Origin of the sequence: Butyrivibrio sp. INlla14, from assembly GCF_900102515.1 — a bacterium.
Taxonomy (GTDB): Bacteria; Bacillota; Clostridia; order Lachnospirales; family Lachnospiraceae; genus Butyrivibrio.
Map to the genome: position 1 here is coordinate 1 of NZ_FMVS01000029.1, position 16,612 is coordinate 16,612.

The window sequence follows — 16,612 nt, forward strand, 5'->3', positions numbered from 1 at the left end:
ATCCTTATGAGTCCTGTGACTTGCAGAATCATTGGTGTGAAATATGCTGTCAATCAGCTTGTCAAAGTGCAGTTTGCTGATAAATTCCTTTATTAGGAGAAGACCAGCATCGGAGGATAAATCGCCTCCATCAAAATTTAATTTAAAACGCTTATTGCTTTCTAAGGTTGTGTAATCTAAACTATACATATGAAGCCTCTTTTTTGTTATGGTTTTGGATTCGACACCTAAAATTGTAACAGAATTGGGGCTTTATTAATACCCTTAGGTTTCACTTATTGGGTGAAAGCAATATGCAGTTTAAATGCAGTAACTATGCGGCTTTGTAATTAAGCCGTGAATAATTCAGGATAATATTTATATGTTCTTTGAAAACAGGGCAGATTATATTATGCAATATACCAGGGAACTGGCTCAAAAGGGCGGTGATATGGCATATGTGCAGCAGTATGAGGAACAGGCTTTAGAGGAAAATCCTGATGAGCAGGCCTATGAAGAAATGAATAGTTTAGAAGAAAATAGTGACGAAGAAGTATCGCAGGAAAATGAGGACAATACAGATGGCTGAGACATTAGTTGATATCAGACTTTATTACGCAGAACTTATCAGGGCATGTCTGGAAAAGAGAAAACCTGCTCCAATTCCAGAAAAGGTTAGTCTTAATGATTTACTGAGCTATGCTAAGACTGGACAAATCAGCTATCCGATATTTAGCTCGCTTATTAAGCTGGACATAGATGAAGAACATGCTGATACCATCAGGCAGGCACTTAAGCTGAGTACTTTCAGGACCTTTATGCAGATGGGGGCATTTACTGAGATAACCAATGCCCTTGAGGCAGCAGGTATTCGCCATCAGGTGTTAAAAGGGGCAATCATAAAAAGAGACTATCCATCGCCTGAGATAAGAGAAATGAGCGACATAGACCTTGTTATCTATGATGAATCATTGGATAAGGCTGCTAAGGTTATGGAGAAGCTTGGCTATAAAAATCATGGCATAATCAAGCATCACATGATATTCACCAAGGGGAATGATCTTTATGTAGAAGTGCACTGGTGTCTTTTTGATGAAAGTGTAGGTCATAGCCAGCATTTATATTTTAATGACTTTAGAGCAAGACGCATAGATGGAAAAAAGTATACCTATGAGTTTAGTCATGAAGATTTCTATGTATATCTGATCGCACATATGGCCAAGCATTTCTTTGAAACCGGGTGTGGTATCAGAAATCTGATGGATATCTATATTTATGTGAATAAATATGGAGAGCAGATGGATAAAGAGTACCTTGATAAGGAACTGGAAAAGTGCGGGATCAGGGACTTTGAAAGGGAAATGCGAGAACTTGCATTTATCTGGCTCGACAGCAGAGATTGTCCTGAGTTTTATGAAAATCTTTTTGCTTATATGCTGGACAGCGGTATCTATGGCAAGGGAGAAAACGGAGTATGGGGGCAGCTTGCAAAAGAAACCGTTGCTGGCAATAGAAATATTAAAGTCCATTATTATTTTCCATCCATCAAATTTATGAAGGAAAAGTATACATGGTTAAATAAAGCGCCCTTTTTACTTCCGATAGCATGGGCTGTAAGAGGTGTTTGCGGGGTAAGTAGTAAGACTTCAAGGGAACACAGGCAACAACTTGAAAGTACGGACAAAGACAATGTTGAGAAAATGCTGGATATTTACCATAGATTGAATTTGAATTTTAGAAAGTAATTTTTGTGGGGGAGATTATGTTTCTTAAGAGGGTAGTATTTCATTCAATAAGGGGAGTGGGAAGACTTTTTTTTCGAAAACATATTTGGCTTGTAAGTGACAGGGAAAAAACTGCTGGAGATAATGGAGAAGCCTTTTTCAGATATTTGCAGGATAAGCCGGTGAATTCGGTATTTGCAATCAGCAAGGACAGTCCTGATTATGTCAGGATGAAGGAAATTGGTAAGGTTGTAGATTATGGATCACTTAAGTACAAAATGCTTTTGTGCATAAGTGATTGCCATATTAGCTCGCAGCTGATCCATATGGAGTCACATTCGGAGACTCCGCAGATTTTTTTGCAGCATGGAGTAGCAGAAAAATCTATCGCTAAAATGATAGAACCTGCCTGCCACAAGAATTTTTATATTCTGTGTTCTAGTAGACAAGAAAGTTTAAACAGATGCAGAAATGATTATATTATTTCTGATGATCACATCTGGAATTTAGGTCTTCCAAGATTTGACTTGTTAGAGAATGAAGCTAAGAAACTCGTAATTATTGCGTTTACCTGGCGTGCTGAACTGGCTGGAAGTACAGAGGAAGAGTTTAAAAAATCCTATTATTATTCAGAGCTTGCTCGTATTATGACGGATGAGAAATTACTAGATGAATTAGCTAAAAGGGGATATAAGCTCTGCATAAAGATTCATCCGGAGATGGAGAGATTTAAGGAACTGCTTCCAGTATCGCATAACTGCAGCATTTACACGAAGTCATATAGAGAATTATACAAAGAGGCAGCAATCTTTATTACAGACTATTCCTCATGTATCTATGACTTTGCCTATCTTAATAAACCAGTTATTTATTATCAGTTCGATGACGGCAGATACTATAAGAATAATCCATATGTCGACTTATGTGGATTTAGCTACAAGGAAAATGGGTTAGGACCAGTAGTGACTAGTTACGAGGCGTTTATCTACGAACTTGAGAAGTGTATTGATAATAATTGCGCTATGGAAGATGAGTATCTAAATCGGACAAAAGAGTTCTTTTTTTACCATGACAAGAATAATTGCGAAAGAGTCTATAAAAAGATTCTTGAAACTATCTAGAAGGAAATAAAAGAATGTACTATTACAAAATTTATGGCTTAACTCTTGCCTCTGATTACAAATTTCCGCAGTTTGTCAGTATAGACATGCCCAACGGGGAAGCTGATATAGAGATCGAACATGGTATGTCAGAAGAAATAATGACAAAAGTTAAAGATGGCATCTGGAGTCTTGATAGATTTCATGATAAATGGTTCAGAAATCAGGTTGGAATTTTTTGGATACATGATGACAGAAAGATTAATTTCATTGAGTATGGTGGCACTGTTGATGAGGCTGCGCAGTTCCTTCCGGGAATGTGTCTTTCTATTTTGCTATGGTTTAGGAAAATGATAATGATTCATGGCGCATGCCTTAGATATAAAGGGAAAACTATTATCATTGCAGGAAACAGCGGGGCTGGCAAGTCAACCTTGTCTACAGAACTTATAAAAAAGGGAGCTATGCTGATAGCTGATGATCTGACTGGGATTGTCTCAGAAGACGGGGATTTTTATTCTTATCCGGCATTTCCGGCACAGAAACTCTGTCTGGACCAGGTTGCGAAAAATGAATTTGATGCAAAAAAGCTTAAGCAAATAAGCTATGACAATAATAAGTATGAGATACCAAGAACAGATATTTTTTACGACAAAAAGAGTAAGGCAGACTATCTTTTCAGAGTGGAATTTACCGGAGAAAATGGAGATGCCGAAGAGTCTTATGAATTAAAGACTATGAAAATAGACGGATCTGAGAAAATCAAGGTATTAACAGACTCATTGTTTGTAAAATTTCTATTCGATAATTATTTCAGATGTGAAGCAGATGATCTTCTAAGATGTGTTGGCCTGGCCAATGAAATTGAAATCCACAAGATAATCCGCAACAATAGGAGCAATACTCTGGGTAGAATTATTGAATATATTGATGAAAAGGTTATCTGAAATTAGGGGATTTTCATGTCAGCAATTTGGGGATGCATAGACTTTTCAGGGGATGCTATAGAAAAAGATCTGCCTGAGAAAATGAGCAGGTGTACAAAAAAATATAGGATAGATAAGACTGATCAGCTGCTGGAAGGCTGCATTTACATGGCCTGTGGCCTTCAGTATATAACAAAAGAGTCTTATAGTGAGGAACTTCCTTACTGCGATAAAGGGATTTATTATACTGCTGATTGCATTTTAGATGGGAGAGATGATCTGCTAAAAGAGCTGGGGCAGGCGGCAAATAGTCAAATGCCAGATGGGAAGCTTTTGTTTTTAGCCTATCAGAAATGGGGAGAGGATTTTGGGGAACATGTCTTAGGTCTTTTTTCTTTTGCTGTGTATGACAGCATCCAAAGAGAGTTCCACCTTTATACCGACCACACTGCCTCAAGATGTATTCACTATCATATAAGAGGCAGCAGGGTTTATTTTTCAACACTGACCACATCTATAACAGGTGCTCTTCCTGATATAGAAATCTGTGAAAAATGGATGTGGGCTTGTGAGCAATCAATCTTCTCTTTTGCATTTATACATGAGAGCCTTACTCCCTTTGAAGGGGTGTATATTGTCCCATATGGAAGTGGGATAACTGTTAAGGATATGGGTCAGGGATTACTTGCTACTACAAGGCGTTATTGGGATCCCTTAGGCAATATCAGCCAGGACAATAAGCGCACGGATAGCCAGTACAGACAAGAATTTCTGACGACACACATAAGTGCTGTAAGAGATGCCATCAGGACAGATGGCGAGGTTGGAGTACTTCTAAGCGGCGGCCTGGATTCCACATCTGTTGCAAGTGTTGCTGCGACTGAACTTGCAAGAACAGGTAAGGATCTTTTTAGCTATACTTCTATTCCTTTAGAAGAGTTCAGACAGTCCAAAGAGAACAAAAGTGTATATTGGATTGATGACGAAAGCCATTTGGTATTAGAGCTTTGCAAAATGTACCCTAATATAAGGCCTGAGTTTCTGGATTGTGAAGGAATCAGTACCTGGACTTATCTTGAAGATCTTGTTGATTTCATGGAGATGCCTGGGAAGGCCTTTGTGAACGATGTCTGGATAAATAGTGCCTATAAAGAGGCTAGGGAAAAGGGTTGCAAGGTAGTCATGGGGGGCTTTTGGGGAAATTACACTATTTCCTATGGAAGCATGGAAGAAACAGCTTACAAAGATATTGTAAGCGGACATCCGATCTCGGGAATAAATGAGCTTATGGGCTATGCCAAAAAAATGCATTTTAGCAGAAAAAAGTATATGAAACACTTTCTGCATATGTGCAGTGATAGCAGGAAAAAAACTGATTTCTCCGTTTGCCTTAAGGATGATTGCCTAAAAGAAATCGATTTGCGGGAGTATGATTCCACAAAGACCTGGGAGAAACTTTTATCTGAAGGTGGAGGAGCCTTTAAAAGTAGTGCCGAGAAGAAACATTTTGTGATAAATCCGTACTATATGCAGCATATGGGAGTGGAATGTACTAAATATGGGTTATACCATGGAATTGTTATAAGAGATCCTTCTGCTGATAAGAGGATGCTTGAACTATGCCTCAGGCTTCCATACAAATGCTTTGCGTCAGATGGAGTAGAGAGAAGGCTTGTCAGAGAATATCTGAAAGATTATTTGCCTGACAAGATAAGGTGCGAAGTTATACGTCGTGGAAGACAAAGTCAGGATGCTGCACTCAGAATGGAAAAATATGCATTTCCAGATGGGAAGGAGCCTTGGGAGAAAATAACAGACAAGATTGAGAAATATTATTATAAAGACAAGATAGTAGAAAAACTAAAGGAAAACAGGGGAAGAAATATAGACTGGCAGATAAAAGTTGTGTCATGCAACCTTTTTTTGGAAAAAAATCAAAAATAAAAAGATCAACTTCATAGAAGTTGATCTTTCCCCCGACTACATCAGGCGTGCTGTTCACCGCTTACATAAGCATACTGCTCTGAAGGAACTTGACGTCCATTCGCAAGTGTAGTGTACACGATTTTTCCATCATGGGTCGTGATGTCGAAGCTTCCACCAGCGGTCTGGTTGAGTGCAAGTTCTACAATCTCAGCACTGTTCCAAGTTTTCATACATTTTGCCCTCCTTTGCTGTCTATGGCATAAAGATAGCAAGCAAGACCGTAAGTGTAAAGAAATCTAACAAAACTGTAACCTTTTAATGTATTGAAGTGAACTATAATAGGAGAGATATGGGCATCATAGGAAGAGGATATAGATTCCTTAGATACAACGAACATAAAAGTGTGACTCTTAAAGCCTGGGTTTTATCTGCATATTACAGATTTCAGATGTTGTATGAGGATACCAGGAAACTAAATAAAAAGTGGGGCATTGAAGGAGAGGAATCTGCAGAAGATGTTTCAATGGATGAATACCGCTACTGCAAGAAAGTCTCCTACGCTGTAAATCAGGTCTGCAGTAAGACTAGATGGGAGAGTAAGTGCCTTGTAAGAGCGCTCACGGCCCAGAAGCTTCTTGCAGAAAAGGGAATAGAGTCCACTATGTATCTTGGAGTCAAGGAAGATGGAAACCACAAGATGGTAGCCCATTCCTGGATAAGAGTTGGAAAAGTATTTGTAACTGGTGGTAATGGCGTAGCAGATGGCTATGCTGTAGTAGATAAGTTTAGATCAAGGATCAGTAAGAAAAGATGAGTAAGATTGATAAACTTAAGCATTATTGGAATAGACGTGGGGATGCAATCGAATATTTGAAGTGGTGTTTAAATTACACCAAGCCATATTTCCCTCAATTGGCGCTTCTTATGGGATTTGATTTTCTTGGAACATTTTTGTCAGTTGGTATGGCCATCATAGGAAAAAAGCTGATAGATAAGGCTTCTATCGGCGACCTTTCCGGATTGTGGAAAATCATAATCATATATGTTGCTGTAATCCTGGGAAGCCAGTTGATGGGCATCATAAGTAGCCTTATGGCAGTAGTTGTATACGAAAAGTTTGGGTTTGGAATAAGAAAGAAGGTATACAGGAGAATTCTTGATACCTGCTGGATTGATATTTCCAAGTATCATACAGGGGATCTGATGACCAGACTTACAAGTGACGTAAGCGCTGTGTCTGATGGTATCGCCAATACAATTCCAACCATATTAAGGCTAGTGGTGGAGCTGTTAGTAACCTTCTGCACATTGGCCTATTATGATATTAGACTTGCCCTTTTTGCACTGCTGGTGGCGCCAATAGCCATGATTGCCAGCTTCTGGCTTGGAAGAAAACTCAAGTACCTTACAGTAAAGGTTCAGCAGACTGAGTCCAAGTACCGCTCATTTATGCAGGAGAGTCTTGCAAATATCCTGATCGAGAAGTCTTTCTGTCTTGAGGATTATTCAGAGCAGAGACTTACTCAGCTAAGAGATGAACGAATCTATTGGGTGTTTAAGAGGAATAGGACAAATATGTATGCATCAGCTGCTATGGGATTGTCATTTCAGCTGGGATATATTGTAGCCTTTGCATGGGGTGCTATATGCATAGCTAACAAGACTATCACTTACGGAACTATGACAGTTTTCCTCCAGCTTGTAAACAGGATACAGGCTCCTATTGTGAGCCTTGCTCAACTTATACCAAAAATCATCTCAATGCTTGCGTCTGCAGGACGAATCATTGAACTTCAAGATCTCCCCAAGGAGAAGTATCTGGGCAAGTCTATAACACCTGAAAAGATAGGCGTTAAGGTAGAAACAATTTCTTTTGGATACACAGAGGAGCTTGTATTTGAAGATGCAAGTATCGACTTTAAGCCTGGAGAATTTACGGCAATAGTTGGTAAATCAGGAATTGGTAAGACAACACTTGTAAGGCTCATCATGGCATTTACTGACAAGATGAAGGGGAATATTGAATTCTACAATGAAAAGGGCGAAAGCATTGAGGCCAGTCCTGATGCCAGACAGTTTATCGCCTATGTACCACAGGGTAATACGCTTTTTAGTGGCAGTATCAGAGATAACATCCGCATGGGTAAAAAGGACGCAACGGATGAGGAAATAGTTGAAGCGCTTGAGAGTGCGGCAGCCTATGACTTTATCAAGGAGTTCCCCAAAGGCATAGATACCATCATTGGTGAAAAGGGAGTAGGAATATCTGAAGGCCAGGCTCAGAGAATTGCCATAGCCAGAGCGCTTGTTAAAAAGGCCCCATTCCTTATTCTTGATGAGGCTACTTCATCCCTTGATGAGAGTACAGAGCTTAGGGTTTTGGAAGGAATCAGAAAGTGGAATCCTTCTCCGACCTGTCTTTTGATAACGCACAGAAGGTCAGTGCTCCAGTATTGTGACAGAGAGATTCAAATAGTAGATAAGAAGATGTCTGCTATCGCGGGGTAAATGATATGTACAAAATTCTTATGGTGGATGATGACCTAGAAGTTTTAGAAGTTAATAAGAAATTCTTTGAAGAGAAAAATTGCAAGGTGCAGATTTGTTCAGAAGCTTCAAAGGCTCTTGAAATTGTAGAAAAATATAAACCTGACTGTATTCTTCTTGATGTTATGATGCCTGAAATTGATGGGTTTAAATTATGCAGGAAAATGAGGCATGTTACCAATGTGCCCATTTTATTCCTGTCGGGCAAGGTTTCTGAGGATGACAAGGTAGAAGGCTTTGAAGCTGGTGGGGATGACTACATTGAAAAGCCCTACAGCTTAAGGGAAGTGTATGTCAGGATAGTTGCAAATATTAAGAGAAATACTCAGAGAGTATCCAAAAAGAGTAGCAGTATGTTGATAATCCTTGGGGATTTTGTTATAGACAAGGAAAAGCACAAGCTCTTTTTCCAAAATGATGAAATTATAATATCAAACAAAGAGTATGAGCTGATACTATTCCTGGCTCAAAACATCAACAGAGAAATCACCTTCGAAGAGATAGGAATAAAGCTCTGGGGAACATATATAGAAACTGACAGGCGAAATGTAATGGTGAATGTATCAAGACTTCGCAAAAAGATCCTTGATAATACAGGAGTTGATAATCTTATCGAGACTGTATGGTCTAAGGGATACAAGCTGGTAAGCCATTGATGATAATGAGGTGACAAATTTATGGCTGACAAGAAAAGGTTTGAACAGCCTAAGGTTGATAGTGATACTGTGGCTGAGCTGTCCAAAAAATTATTAGAGGCTAACGCAAAGCTAAAAGAAGCTGAGCTTGAAAGAAAGCTTATGCTTGAAAATATATCTCACGATCTAAGGGCACCGCTTACAGCTATAAGGAGTGCCATAGACTATCTGAAAGCCAAGGATGAAAAAGAAGGGCTAACAGTTTCATCTAAAGACCTTTCTGACATGTTAAGACTTATAGATAACAGGGCATTGACACTAGAAGTCCTTGTTCAGGATCTTTTTTACCTGACCAGTATCGAAAGTGGAAGAGAGGAGCTTAAATTGCAAAGAGTGCCCATAGGACAGTTCCTTGAGGAGTATTTCTTTGCGGCTCAGATTGATGAAAGATATTCAGGAAGGAATCTTTTATTAGAGATTCCGGAGGATGATGACAGCTTTGTTTCTATTGACATCGGCAAGATGAGCAGAGTGCTGGATAATCTTTTTACTAATGCCAGGAAATATTCGGAGGATGGATCCGATATTACTCTTGGTATGGGGCGCTATGGGGATAATGTTCGCTTTTTTGTAAGAGATACTGGAGCGGGAATCCCAAAAGAAGAGGTGTCTCATATTTTTGAGAGAACTTATAGAGTGAGTAAATCCAGAACCCCGGAGGGAGAGACCAGTAGTGGCCTGGGGTTATCGATTGTAAAGAGCATCGTGGATCAGCATGGAGGCAGAGTCTGGTGCGAGAGTAACTTAGGTGAGGGTAGCTGCTTTTTTGTAGAGTTGCCAGTTGTATGAACGGTAATAAAAGGGTGGAGAGCATTTTGATAGGTTCAAAGGTGAGTATTATAGTGCCGATTTATAACGGCGAAAACTATATAGATAATTGTGTCAATAATTTAAAGAAACAAACCTATGGAAATCTGGAGTTTGTTTTGGTAGATGATGGAAGTACGGATAAGACTCCACTAAAGTGTGATGAACTTGCTAAAGGGGATAGTAGATTTAAAGTTATTCACAAGGCAAATGGTGGACTTAGCACTGCGAGAAATGCAGGTATAAAGGCTTCTTCGGGAGATTATGTGTATTTCTATGATGTGGATGATGATATTATTCCAAGTCTTGTTGAAGATAATGTCAGGCTGGCAGAAGAACATAATGCAGATGTTGTGATGTTTGGTTTCTGGTATCACAACCTGGATACAGGAGAGCACAAGGACAATATCTTAGGAAGAGGATTTGTGGGAAACGGAGAGGAGTTTTTTGACGACTATCTTCAGCTTGCGGTAGACCGCGAGGTATTCAATGCCCCATGGAATAAGATATATCGAAGGAGCTTTCTTGATGACAATAATCTTGAGTTTTTGCCTGAGTATCCAATCTATGAGGATATTATTTTCTCAGTCAGGATGCTCAAAAAGGCAGAGAAGATTGTTGTAAATGACAATATGTACTATGTTTACTATATCAGGAGTGCTGGAAGTCTTATTACCAAATATGTAGATGGATATTTTGATTCTGTGACATATTTTTATGATAATGCTTTGGATTATTGCAGATTGCACGCTGATAATAGCAAACAGATATCAAAGTTTAGTACTTTATATGTAAGACTTGTGACTAATAATCTTAAACAAATTAGTAACAATGAAAATTTGGAGCGTGCTACCAGAATCAGACTGATCAGAAATATATGTCATAATGAAAAGTTCAGAAGTGCTCTAAAGCTTGCCAGGTTAGAACCCAGGAAGATATTTGTGAAGGCCTTTGCTCTTACAGGTAATGCTTATGCAGTGTATAGAATGTACAGATTTCTAAGTAAGCATTACAGATAGAGGTGGGTGGACAATGGGCGAAACACTATTAAACGTATACCGGAGTGAACTAAAGTACTACATTAGCCTTTATGAATATTATTATCTCAGGCAAATGCTGCAGAACATAATGGAGCCGGATCCCAATATGGGTTCAAGGGGCGAGTATTTTATCAGAAGTCTGTACTTTGATTCTGTGGATAACATTGATTATATGAATAAAGTAGCAGGACTTGAGAACAGGAAAAAGATAAGACTCAGGATATATGATACTGATTCAGATAAGGTGAAATTAGAAGTAAAAAACAGGTTTAACTCTTATATGCAAAAGGAATCTCTTTCTATAACAAGGGATGAGGCTTTGCAGATGATAGATGGGGATTTTGATGTTCTTGACGGGTTTGAAGCAAGCGTTGCCCAAAAGGCTAAGAATATCATGGTGGATAATGCCTATACTCCCAAGGTTATCGTTGATTATGAGAGGGAAGCATTTATTTATCCAGAGCACAATGTGAGAATTACATTTGACAAAAATATAAGAGCTGCATTTTCAGACAGGCTCTTTGACCCGAATCTTTTGATGACTCCGGTGATAACAGGGCCATTGATGGTCCTGGAGGTTAAATACGATCAAATGCTTCCGGAATATATAAAAAATGCAATAAGTACAGCAAGAATTCTTAACTCGTCAGTAAGTAAATACTGCATGGCAAGAGAATTATTGGGATAGGGGGATAGTATGAACAAAAAGGAACTTCTTTATTATTTACTTGAAAATAACACTAACATTTCCATTGCTGAGATAGCAATTGGACTTATCATGTCCGTGTTTCTGGCTTTCTTTATCTATTTTATCTACAAGAAAACCTACTCTGGAGTAATGTATTCCAAGAATTTTAATGTGACAATACTGCTGGTAACTATAATAACTACAATGGTAATGATGATCATAGGAAGCAACCTTGCTCTCTCACTTGGTATGGTGGGTGCTCTTTCTATCATCAGATTCAGGACCGCTGTCAAGGATGCCAAGGATAGTGCGTTTATTTTCTGGGCTATTGCTGTAGGTATAGCCTGCGGTTCAGGAATTTATACCATCGCTATTTTGGGAAGCATAATTATAGCACTGGTACTTCTTTTCTTAAGCAGAGGTGTGATGGATGTGACTTCCTATCTTGTTATTGTTCATGGGGATGCTTCTGTAGACGTTGATCTTGTTTCAGGAAAAATAGATGAGCATTGCTCCAAAAGTGCCCTTAAAATGAAGAATATTACAGATTCAAAGATTGATATGACCTATGAGGTTACTTTTAAGAAGGAACAGGAAGCACAGCTTACAAAAGAACTTAGAAAGATAGCAGGTGTTTCAGCGATAAATGTTGTTACTTATAATGGCGAAATAGCGGGGTAATCAGGTGAAACACCGTAATTTCTATAGGGTATTGGGGATATTTGCGGCAATCATCGCATTTGCTGTTATGATACTCTGCATAAAAACTGAATATAGAAATCTGGATAATTACCCGCAAAATGATACTGGAAAGACTCTTTGTATCAATGAAGTTATGTATTCAGGTCTAGGTCTCTATAGAGATGAGGATGGCGATAACAGCGACTGGATCGAACTATACAATTATGGGGATAAACCAGTTAATTTGTGGGGCATGTCTATTGCTGATCACGAGGGAGCAAACAGAAGGTGGTATTTCCCTAACTATGTGATGGAGCCTGGCGAATATCTTATAGTATGGGCATCAGCCAAGGATAAAGTGACAGATAGCGGTCAGATGCATACGAATTTTATGATAAGTTCTTCAGATACTATTACTCTGTACTACGGCAGAGATTGCGTTGATAAGCTTTATATTTCTGCTCCGGTTGACCCGGGAGTATCTGTTGGAAGACCTGCCAAGGAGCCAGGGGCCCTGGCTGTGTTATCTAATGCAACTCCTGAAAAGATTAATAATACCAGGCCCATATCCTATCTGGTGAGGCTTGATGATGAGCTTTCTCCACCAGAGTTTTCATACGAATCCGGAGTGTATTCATCGGATTTTTATCTGACTTTGACTTCAGAAGATGAGGATACTTTAATTTTTTATACTCTTGATGGATCAGAACCTGACGAGGATTCCAGTATCTACTCCGGACCAATACATATCTATGACAGAAGTGATGAACCAAATGTTTTAGGTAATACCAAGACGACGCCTAATTACGAAATGAATTACTATTGGGAAAACACTTATTCCTATAAAGGAATTGTAGTAAGGGCAAGAACTATGAAAAATTGGGCGATGTCTGATGAGATTACTACAAAGACTTATTACATTTCTCCTGAAACTGATTTAAACATAGTCTCGCTAACTGTTGACCCTGGGGATATGTTTGATGAGCGTGATGGAATCTATGTTCCTGGAGAGACTTATTATATTTGGAAAAAATATAACAAAGAGAGCACAAACACTGTCTTTCCACCTGCAAATTATAATGCGGAAGAAAAGGTAAAAGCACACCTTGAAATCATGGACAGTAGTGGAGCGATACTTGCAGATAATGAAGTAGAAGTAGAAATCATGGGTGCTGCCTCCAGGTCCAACGCTGCCAAGGGATTAAAAGTAACAATGGCAGATAATGGCCAGACCTTTGATGCAGATATGTTTGAACTTATTCCTCAGGCAAATGTAACACAAGACGCAGAAGGAACTGATAGTTTGCTCCTTAGAGCTGGCGGAACTGATTTTAACAAGTCAATGTTTAGTGACATTCTGGCTCAGTCAATAGTAGCCGACAATATGAATGTTACCTATCAGGCAGCAGAGCCTGCAGTACTCTTCATAAATGGAGAATACTGGGGAATACATAATATTAGAGAAGCATACGGAGCGGATTATTTTAATAGGCATTACGGAATAGATCCATCAAACTTAAGCCTAATTAAGCTTAACACTGGTGTAGACCCTTACGTGCCTGAGATTTCAGAGGGTACGCTACAGGACCTTCAGGACTATCTTGATCTTGTTGAATATGTTAAGACCCATGATTTGTCAGTGCAGGAAAACTTTGATTATGTTGCAGACAAGATTGATGTGGCCAGTTTTATGGATTACTTCATTGCTGAGATTTATTATGGCAATGACGACTGGCCAGGCAATAACTTCCGCATATGGAGGGCTGCGCAGCCAGGTAACAAATATGGGGACAATAAGTGGAGACTGGTTCTATTTGATCTCGATGATGCCTTTTTATATCCGGAGTTTAATTCTGTTGAGTATGTTCTGACTGAGGATTATGACAGGGAAATACTTAAAGGAGTTAATCTGAACTTTGACGATAACAGAGAAATCATTATTGCACTTATGCAGAATGAAAAGTTTAAGGAAGATTTTTTTGAAAGATTTGATCAGTGTCTTGATACTGTCTTCTCTTCTGAGAAGGTACTTGCACAGATTGATGAGCTTCAGGCAATATACGACTCTGAGATGCCAGCTCATTTTTCAAGATGGCATACTCAGGATGGATGGCTAAAGAAGATAAAAAATAAATTAAAGTATACTTATTCTGAAAAGGATCTGTATACCTATCAAAGATGGCTTGCAAAGTTAGAAAACATGAGAACTTTTGCCAAGGAAAGACCCGATAATTTGCGAAGCTATTTAAATGATTATATAGAAAAATGAAAAGGAGTGGTCAGAATTCTGACCGCTCCTTAACTAGTTTATCCCAGATTATTCTTAGTCCGTATCCAACTGGCGTTTGAGAAAGATTTGGATCCCATCCGTCATTTCCTACAACTATCATAGGCCCTTCTGGTGTAATGGCTACATCCCAGCCAATTGTAAAAAGCTCCGGTATTCTTTCGTGAGTACTAATAACAAGCTCTTTTGCTTCATTCCAGAAAGGGATTTTTAAACCTGCATTGGGATTTTCATATCGCTTTTTTTCTGTAAAGCTGAACATATCATTTCTTACGGTTCCATTATCATTAACACCAGTAAATAATCCTCCCATGTCGCCGTTATCAACAAGCTTACCATGTTTACCAAATCTTAAAGCTGCAGTGGTTATAACAACTCTTTTCCCAGTATTGAAAGTTACAATTCTCATGGTATTTACGGAGGTATCGTTGAATTTGCTCATGGTAGGATGCTGAGTGATAAATGCCTGGATAAGCCAGTTGGATCTTGGATTATACAGTGAGTCCAAAAACTCTTTTATAGTAAAGACTTTTGAGGCATAAATAATTTTATTATCCTGAACCATTGCTACCATTACGCCCGTACCACTGCAGCCAAACGTGCTTTTGAAAACCACGTTTTTTTCCGAAAAATCTTTGAGAAAGATATCCGCCGTGATTTCTTTTTTGCCCCCATCTTCGGAAAAACTATAAAGCTTCCCATTTTCAAATATTCCATAGGATCTGCAAAATGCATTGGTATTGCCGTGAATAGATCTCATGAGCATTTCAAATGACTGTTTATCTCGCATGAAAAGGGTATAGTCATAGGGAAATGCACTTCCTTCAGGGTAATATGTCGCATTTACGTCATGCCTCTGTTTGAGGAAGATGCCTCTGTCCAGCCACTGATCTAAGTTAGTGGTTTCTACCCTGTCCATTCCATAGAGGTTATAGCATACGTTGACATCATTGTATTTGTTATACCAGTCGGTAAGCTCTTGCAGTCTAACTTCTCGTGGCTTTCTTTCAGATTCTGTGTAACAAGTGGGTGCATCTACCACAGCTTCTATTTTTGTTAGTATTTCCTGATCCATTTTTTCTCCTACTATTACAAATAATAACTTAGTAATTTCTTCCTGTTATTGACACCATAAATCTGAGGAATTCCTGTACTTTTTAGATCTTTTCCTATAAATTTACCATCAACATACCATTCTAATCCCATATATTCCGCGTACCAGGATAAAAGCTTATCCATCATAGGTGCTTTCGTTCCTATAATATCTGCATAGGATCTGATAATAGCAAGCCCCCATGGGAAATCTTCAGTAAACATACGGGATGTTGTGTCCGAAGAAAATCCTCCGGGAACCTCTATCATAGGCGCATATACCGACTGGAATGTAGCTATGCTGTTAATTTTTGCAGTCATGGCCTCTTCAGTAGGTGATTCGTAGTGCTCTGTAAGTGGTCTTATGGCACTGGTATCCAGTTCATCGATTTTATCAAGAATCTGGTGCAATTCAGAATCCATGGTTAGAAGCGTATGAGAGGCTTCATCTGTCCAACCTACATAGAACTTACATTTATCACTAAAAACATGGTCTTTTGTGTATTTTCCAAAAATCTCATAAGTTCTTGAAGTGTGGAGTATAGGGTTAGTAGGTGTAAGGGCTACTGATAAGTAATTGGCGGCCTTCTTTGTTTTTAGGCCGCATGCTTCTATCTGTTCACATGCCCAGTCAAGTCTTTCAGGCCTTTGGGTTCCTACGACGCTAAAGGGCTTCCAGCTCTTTAAATTAGCTTCCTGTCCGTATTTTTCAAGTTTTGCTGTAAAAGGAACTCGCTGGAATCCGAAGAGAGTCTGGGAGTTTGTAAAATACTTTCCAAAGAAAAATTCGCAGCCCCCTCCTCCTGGCAAAACTCCTATTAAGGCGCTATCTGAAACATAGGGAGCAATGTCTTTAAATGCTTTTTCTACGGCAAAATGCGGAAGTGCGATAAATACAATGTCAGCATCTTTTGCGGCAACAGAAGGGTCCCCGGAAATATTGTCAGGTTCAACTTCAAAGGAAAAGTTTCCTTCCCAGTCGTTGCACTTTAATACTTTTGAGAATTTCTCGGGCCTTCTGGTAAAAAGAGATACTTTATCAGCTTGATTGTGTTTTTTTATATAACATGTGAGGGTTGTTCCAATATGTCCCCCTCCAACAATACAGATATTCATTAGC

At 39.0% G+C, this 16,612-nt stretch carries 17 protein-coding genes; 13 read left to right on the forward strand and 4 right to left on the reverse strand.

The window, feature by feature from the left end:
* Positions 1–189, reverse strand: a 189-nt coding sequence (locus tag BLO53_RS15720; protein ID WP_176757321.1) for a transposase, incomplete at its 3' end; no start/stop codon positions are given.
* Positions 190–361: 172 nt separating this feature from the next.
* On the opposite strand from BLO53_RS15720, the gene BLO53_RS15725 reads away from it, so the two are divergent.
* From BLO53_RS15725 to BLO53_RS15745, 5 genes are read left to right on the forward strand one after another with little or no spacing between them, the layout of a single operon-like run.
* Complete coding sequence (locus BLO53_RS15725) at positions 362–568, forward strand: hypothetical protein (RefSeq protein ID WP_092063709.1); 207 nt, start codon at positions 362–364, stop codon at positions 566–568.
* Positions 561–1,724, forward strand: coding sequence for a nucleotidyltransferase domain-containing protein (locus BLO53_RS15730; protein WP_176757322.1), 1,164 nt, complete (start codon positions 561–563; stop codon positions 1,722–1,724). Before BLO53_RS15725 ends, BLO53_RS15730 begins: the two co-directional genes overlap by 8 nt.
* Positions 1,725–1,741: 17 nt before the next feature.
* Positions 1,742–2,824, forward strand: coding sequence for a CDP-glycerol glycerophosphotransferase family protein (locus BLO53_RS15735; protein WP_092063715.1), 1,083 nt, complete (start codon positions 1,742–1,744; stop codon positions 2,822–2,824).
* Positions 2,825–2,838: 14 nt separating this feature from the next.
* Positions 2,839–3,750 carry an HPr kinase/phosphorylase gene (locus BLO53_RS15740; RefSeq protein WP_092063718.1) on the forward strand — a complete coding sequence of 304 codons (912 nt, stop codon included), beginning with the start codon at positions 2,839–2,841 and terminating at the stop codon, positions 3,748–3,750.
* Positions 3,751–3,765: 15 nt separating this feature from the next.
* Entirely contained in the window at positions 3,766–5,673 is a 1,908-nt protein-coding gene (locus tag BLO53_RS15745; protein ID WP_092063721.1) for an asparagine synthase-related protein, read from the forward strand.
* A gap of 41 nt (positions 5,674–5,714) precedes the next feature.
* On the opposite strand, the gene BLO53_RS19325 is transcribed toward BLO53_RS15745, so the two are convergent.
* Positions 5,715–5,885: a hypothetical protein gene (locus BLO53_RS19325; RefSeq protein WP_176757323.1), complete on the reverse strand. Its 171-nt coding sequence runs from the start codon at positions 5,883–5,885 to the stop codon at positions 5,715–5,717.
* Positions 5,886–6,004: 119 nt separating this feature from the next.
* On the opposite strand from BLO53_RS19325, the gene BLO53_RS15750 reads away from it, so the two are divergent.
* The 8 genes from BLO53_RS15750 to BLO53_RS15785 are packed head-to-tail and all read left to right on the forward strand — an operon-like array spanning position 6,005 to position 14,382.
* The gene (locus BLO53_RS15750; protein ID WP_092063724.1) at positions 6,005–6,469 is read left to right on the forward strand and encodes a lasso peptide biosynthesis B2 protein; all 465 of its coding nucleotides are present in this window, start codon (positions 6,005–6,007) and stop codon (positions 6,467–6,469) included.
* The gene (locus BLO53_RS15755) at positions 6,466–8,163 is read left to right on the forward strand and encodes an ABC transporter ATP-binding protein (RefSeq protein WP_092063727.1); all 1,698 of its coding nucleotides are present in this window, start codon (positions 6,466–6,468) and stop codon (positions 8,161–8,163) included. The genes BLO53_RS15750 and BLO53_RS15755 overlap by 4 nt, the downstream gene beginning before the upstream one ends.
* A 5-nt stretch (positions 8,164–8,168) precedes the next feature.
* Positions 8,169–8,858 carry a response regulator transcription factor gene (locus BLO53_RS15760; protein ID WP_092063730.1) on the forward strand — a complete coding sequence of 230 codons (690 nt, stop codon included), beginning with the start codon at positions 8,169–8,171 and terminating at the stop codon, positions 8,856–8,858.
* 21 nt (positions 8,859–8,879) lie between these two features.
* Complete coding sequence (locus tag BLO53_RS15765; protein WP_092063733.1) at positions 8,880–9,686, forward strand: sensor histidine kinase; 807 nt, start codon at positions 8,880–8,882, stop codon at positions 9,684–9,686.
* Positions 9,683–10,723: a glycosyltransferase gene (locus BLO53_RS15770; RefSeq protein ID WP_092063736.1), complete on the forward strand. Its 1,041-nt coding sequence runs from the start codon at positions 9,683–9,685 to the stop codon at positions 10,721–10,723. Before BLO53_RS15765 ends, BLO53_RS15770 begins: the two co-directional genes overlap by 4 nt.
* Positions 10,724–10,736: 13 nt before the next feature.
* Entirely contained in the window at positions 10,737–11,432 is a 696-nt protein-coding gene (locus tag BLO53_RS15775; RefSeq protein ID WP_092063739.1) for a polyphosphate polymerase domain-containing protein, read from the forward strand.
* 9 nt (positions 11,433–11,441) lie between these two features.
* Positions 11,442–12,113 carry a DUF4956 domain-containing protein gene (locus BLO53_RS15780; RefSeq protein ID WP_092063743.1) on the forward strand — a complete coding sequence of 224 codons (672 nt, stop codon included), beginning with the start codon at positions 11,442–11,444 and terminating at the stop codon, positions 12,111–12,113.
* Between the two features lie 4 nt (positions 12,114–12,117).
* Positions 12,118–14,382, forward strand: coding sequence for a CotH kinase family protein (locus tag BLO53_RS15785; RefSeq protein ID WP_143003261.1), 2,265 nt, complete (start codon positions 12,118–12,120; stop codon positions 14,380–14,382).
* 10 nt (positions 14,383–14,392) lie between these two features.
* Here BLO53_RS15785 and BLO53_RS15790 read toward each other — a convergent pair whose 3' ends face one another.
* Both BLO53_RS15790 and BLO53_RS15795 read right to left on the reverse strand, forming a co-directional pair.
* Positions 14,393–15,475, reverse strand: coding sequence for a sugar-transfer associated ATP-grasp domain-containing protein (locus tag BLO53_RS15790; RefSeq protein ID WP_092063749.1), 1,083 nt, complete (start codon positions 15,473–15,475; stop codon positions 14,393–14,395).
* A gap of 14 nt (positions 15,476–15,489) precedes the next feature.
* A complete protein-coding gene (locus tag BLO53_RS15795; protein ID WP_092063752.1) occupies positions 15,490–16,608 on the reverse strand; it encodes an NAD/NADP octopine/nopaline dehydrogenase family protein in 1,119 nt (372 codons plus the stop codon).
* Positions 16,609–16,612: the final 4 nt, after the last annotated feature.

Coding starts and splice junctions, on each gene's coding strand:
- BLO53_RS15725 (WP_092063709.1), top strand. CDS start 362: ATGTTCTTTGAAAACAGGGCAGATTATATTATGCAATATACCAGGGAA.
- BLO53_RS15730 (WP_176757322.1), top strand. CDS start 561: ATGGCTGAGACATTAGTTGATATCAGACTTTATTACGCAGAACTTATC.
- BLO53_RS15735 (WP_092063715.1), top strand. CDS start 1,742: ATGTTTCTTAAGAGGGTAGTATTTCATTCAATAAGGGGAGTGGGAAGA.
- BLO53_RS15740 (WP_092063718.1), top strand. CDS start 2,839: ATGTACTATTACAAAATTTATGGCTTAACTCTTGCCTCTGATTACAAA.
- BLO53_RS15745 (WP_092063721.1), top strand. CDS start 3,766: ATGTCAGCAATTTGGGGATGCATAGACTTTTCAGGGGATGCTATAGAA.
- BLO53_RS19325 (WP_176757323.1), bottom strand. CDS start 5,885: ATGAAAACTTGGAACAGTGCTGAGATTGTAGAACTTGCACTCAACCAG.
- BLO53_RS15750 (WP_092063724.1), top strand. CDS start 6,005: ATGGGCATCATAGGAAGAGGATATAGATTCCTTAGATACAACGAACAT.
- BLO53_RS15755 (WP_092063727.1), top strand. CDS start 6,466: ATGAGTAAGATTGATAAACTTAAGCATTATTGGAATAGACGTGGGGAT.
- BLO53_RS15760 (WP_092063730.1), top strand. CDS start 8,169: ATGTACAAAATTCTTATGGTGGATGATGACCTAGAAGTTTTAGAAGTT.
- BLO53_RS15765 (WP_092063733.1), top strand. CDS start 8,880: ATGGCTGACAAGAAAAGGTTTGAACAGCCTAAGGTTGATAGTGATACT.
- BLO53_RS15770 (WP_092063736.1), top strand. CDS start 9,683: ATGAACGGTAATAAAAGGGTGGAGAGCATTTTGATAGGTTCAAAGGTG.
- BLO53_RS15775 (WP_092063739.1), top strand. CDS start 10,737: ATGGGCGAAACACTATTAAACGTATACCGGAGTGAACTAAAGTACTAC.
- BLO53_RS15780 (WP_092063743.1), top strand. CDS start 11,442: ATGAACAAAAAGGAACTTCTTTATTATTTACTTGAAAATAACACTAAC.
- BLO53_RS15790 (WP_092063749.1), bottom strand. CDS start 15,475: ATGGATCAGGAAATACTAACAAAAATAGAAGCTGTGGTAGATGCACCC.
- BLO53_RS15795 (WP_092063752.1), bottom strand. CDS start 16,608: ATGAATATCTGTATTGTTGGAGGGGGACATATTGGAACAACCCTCACA.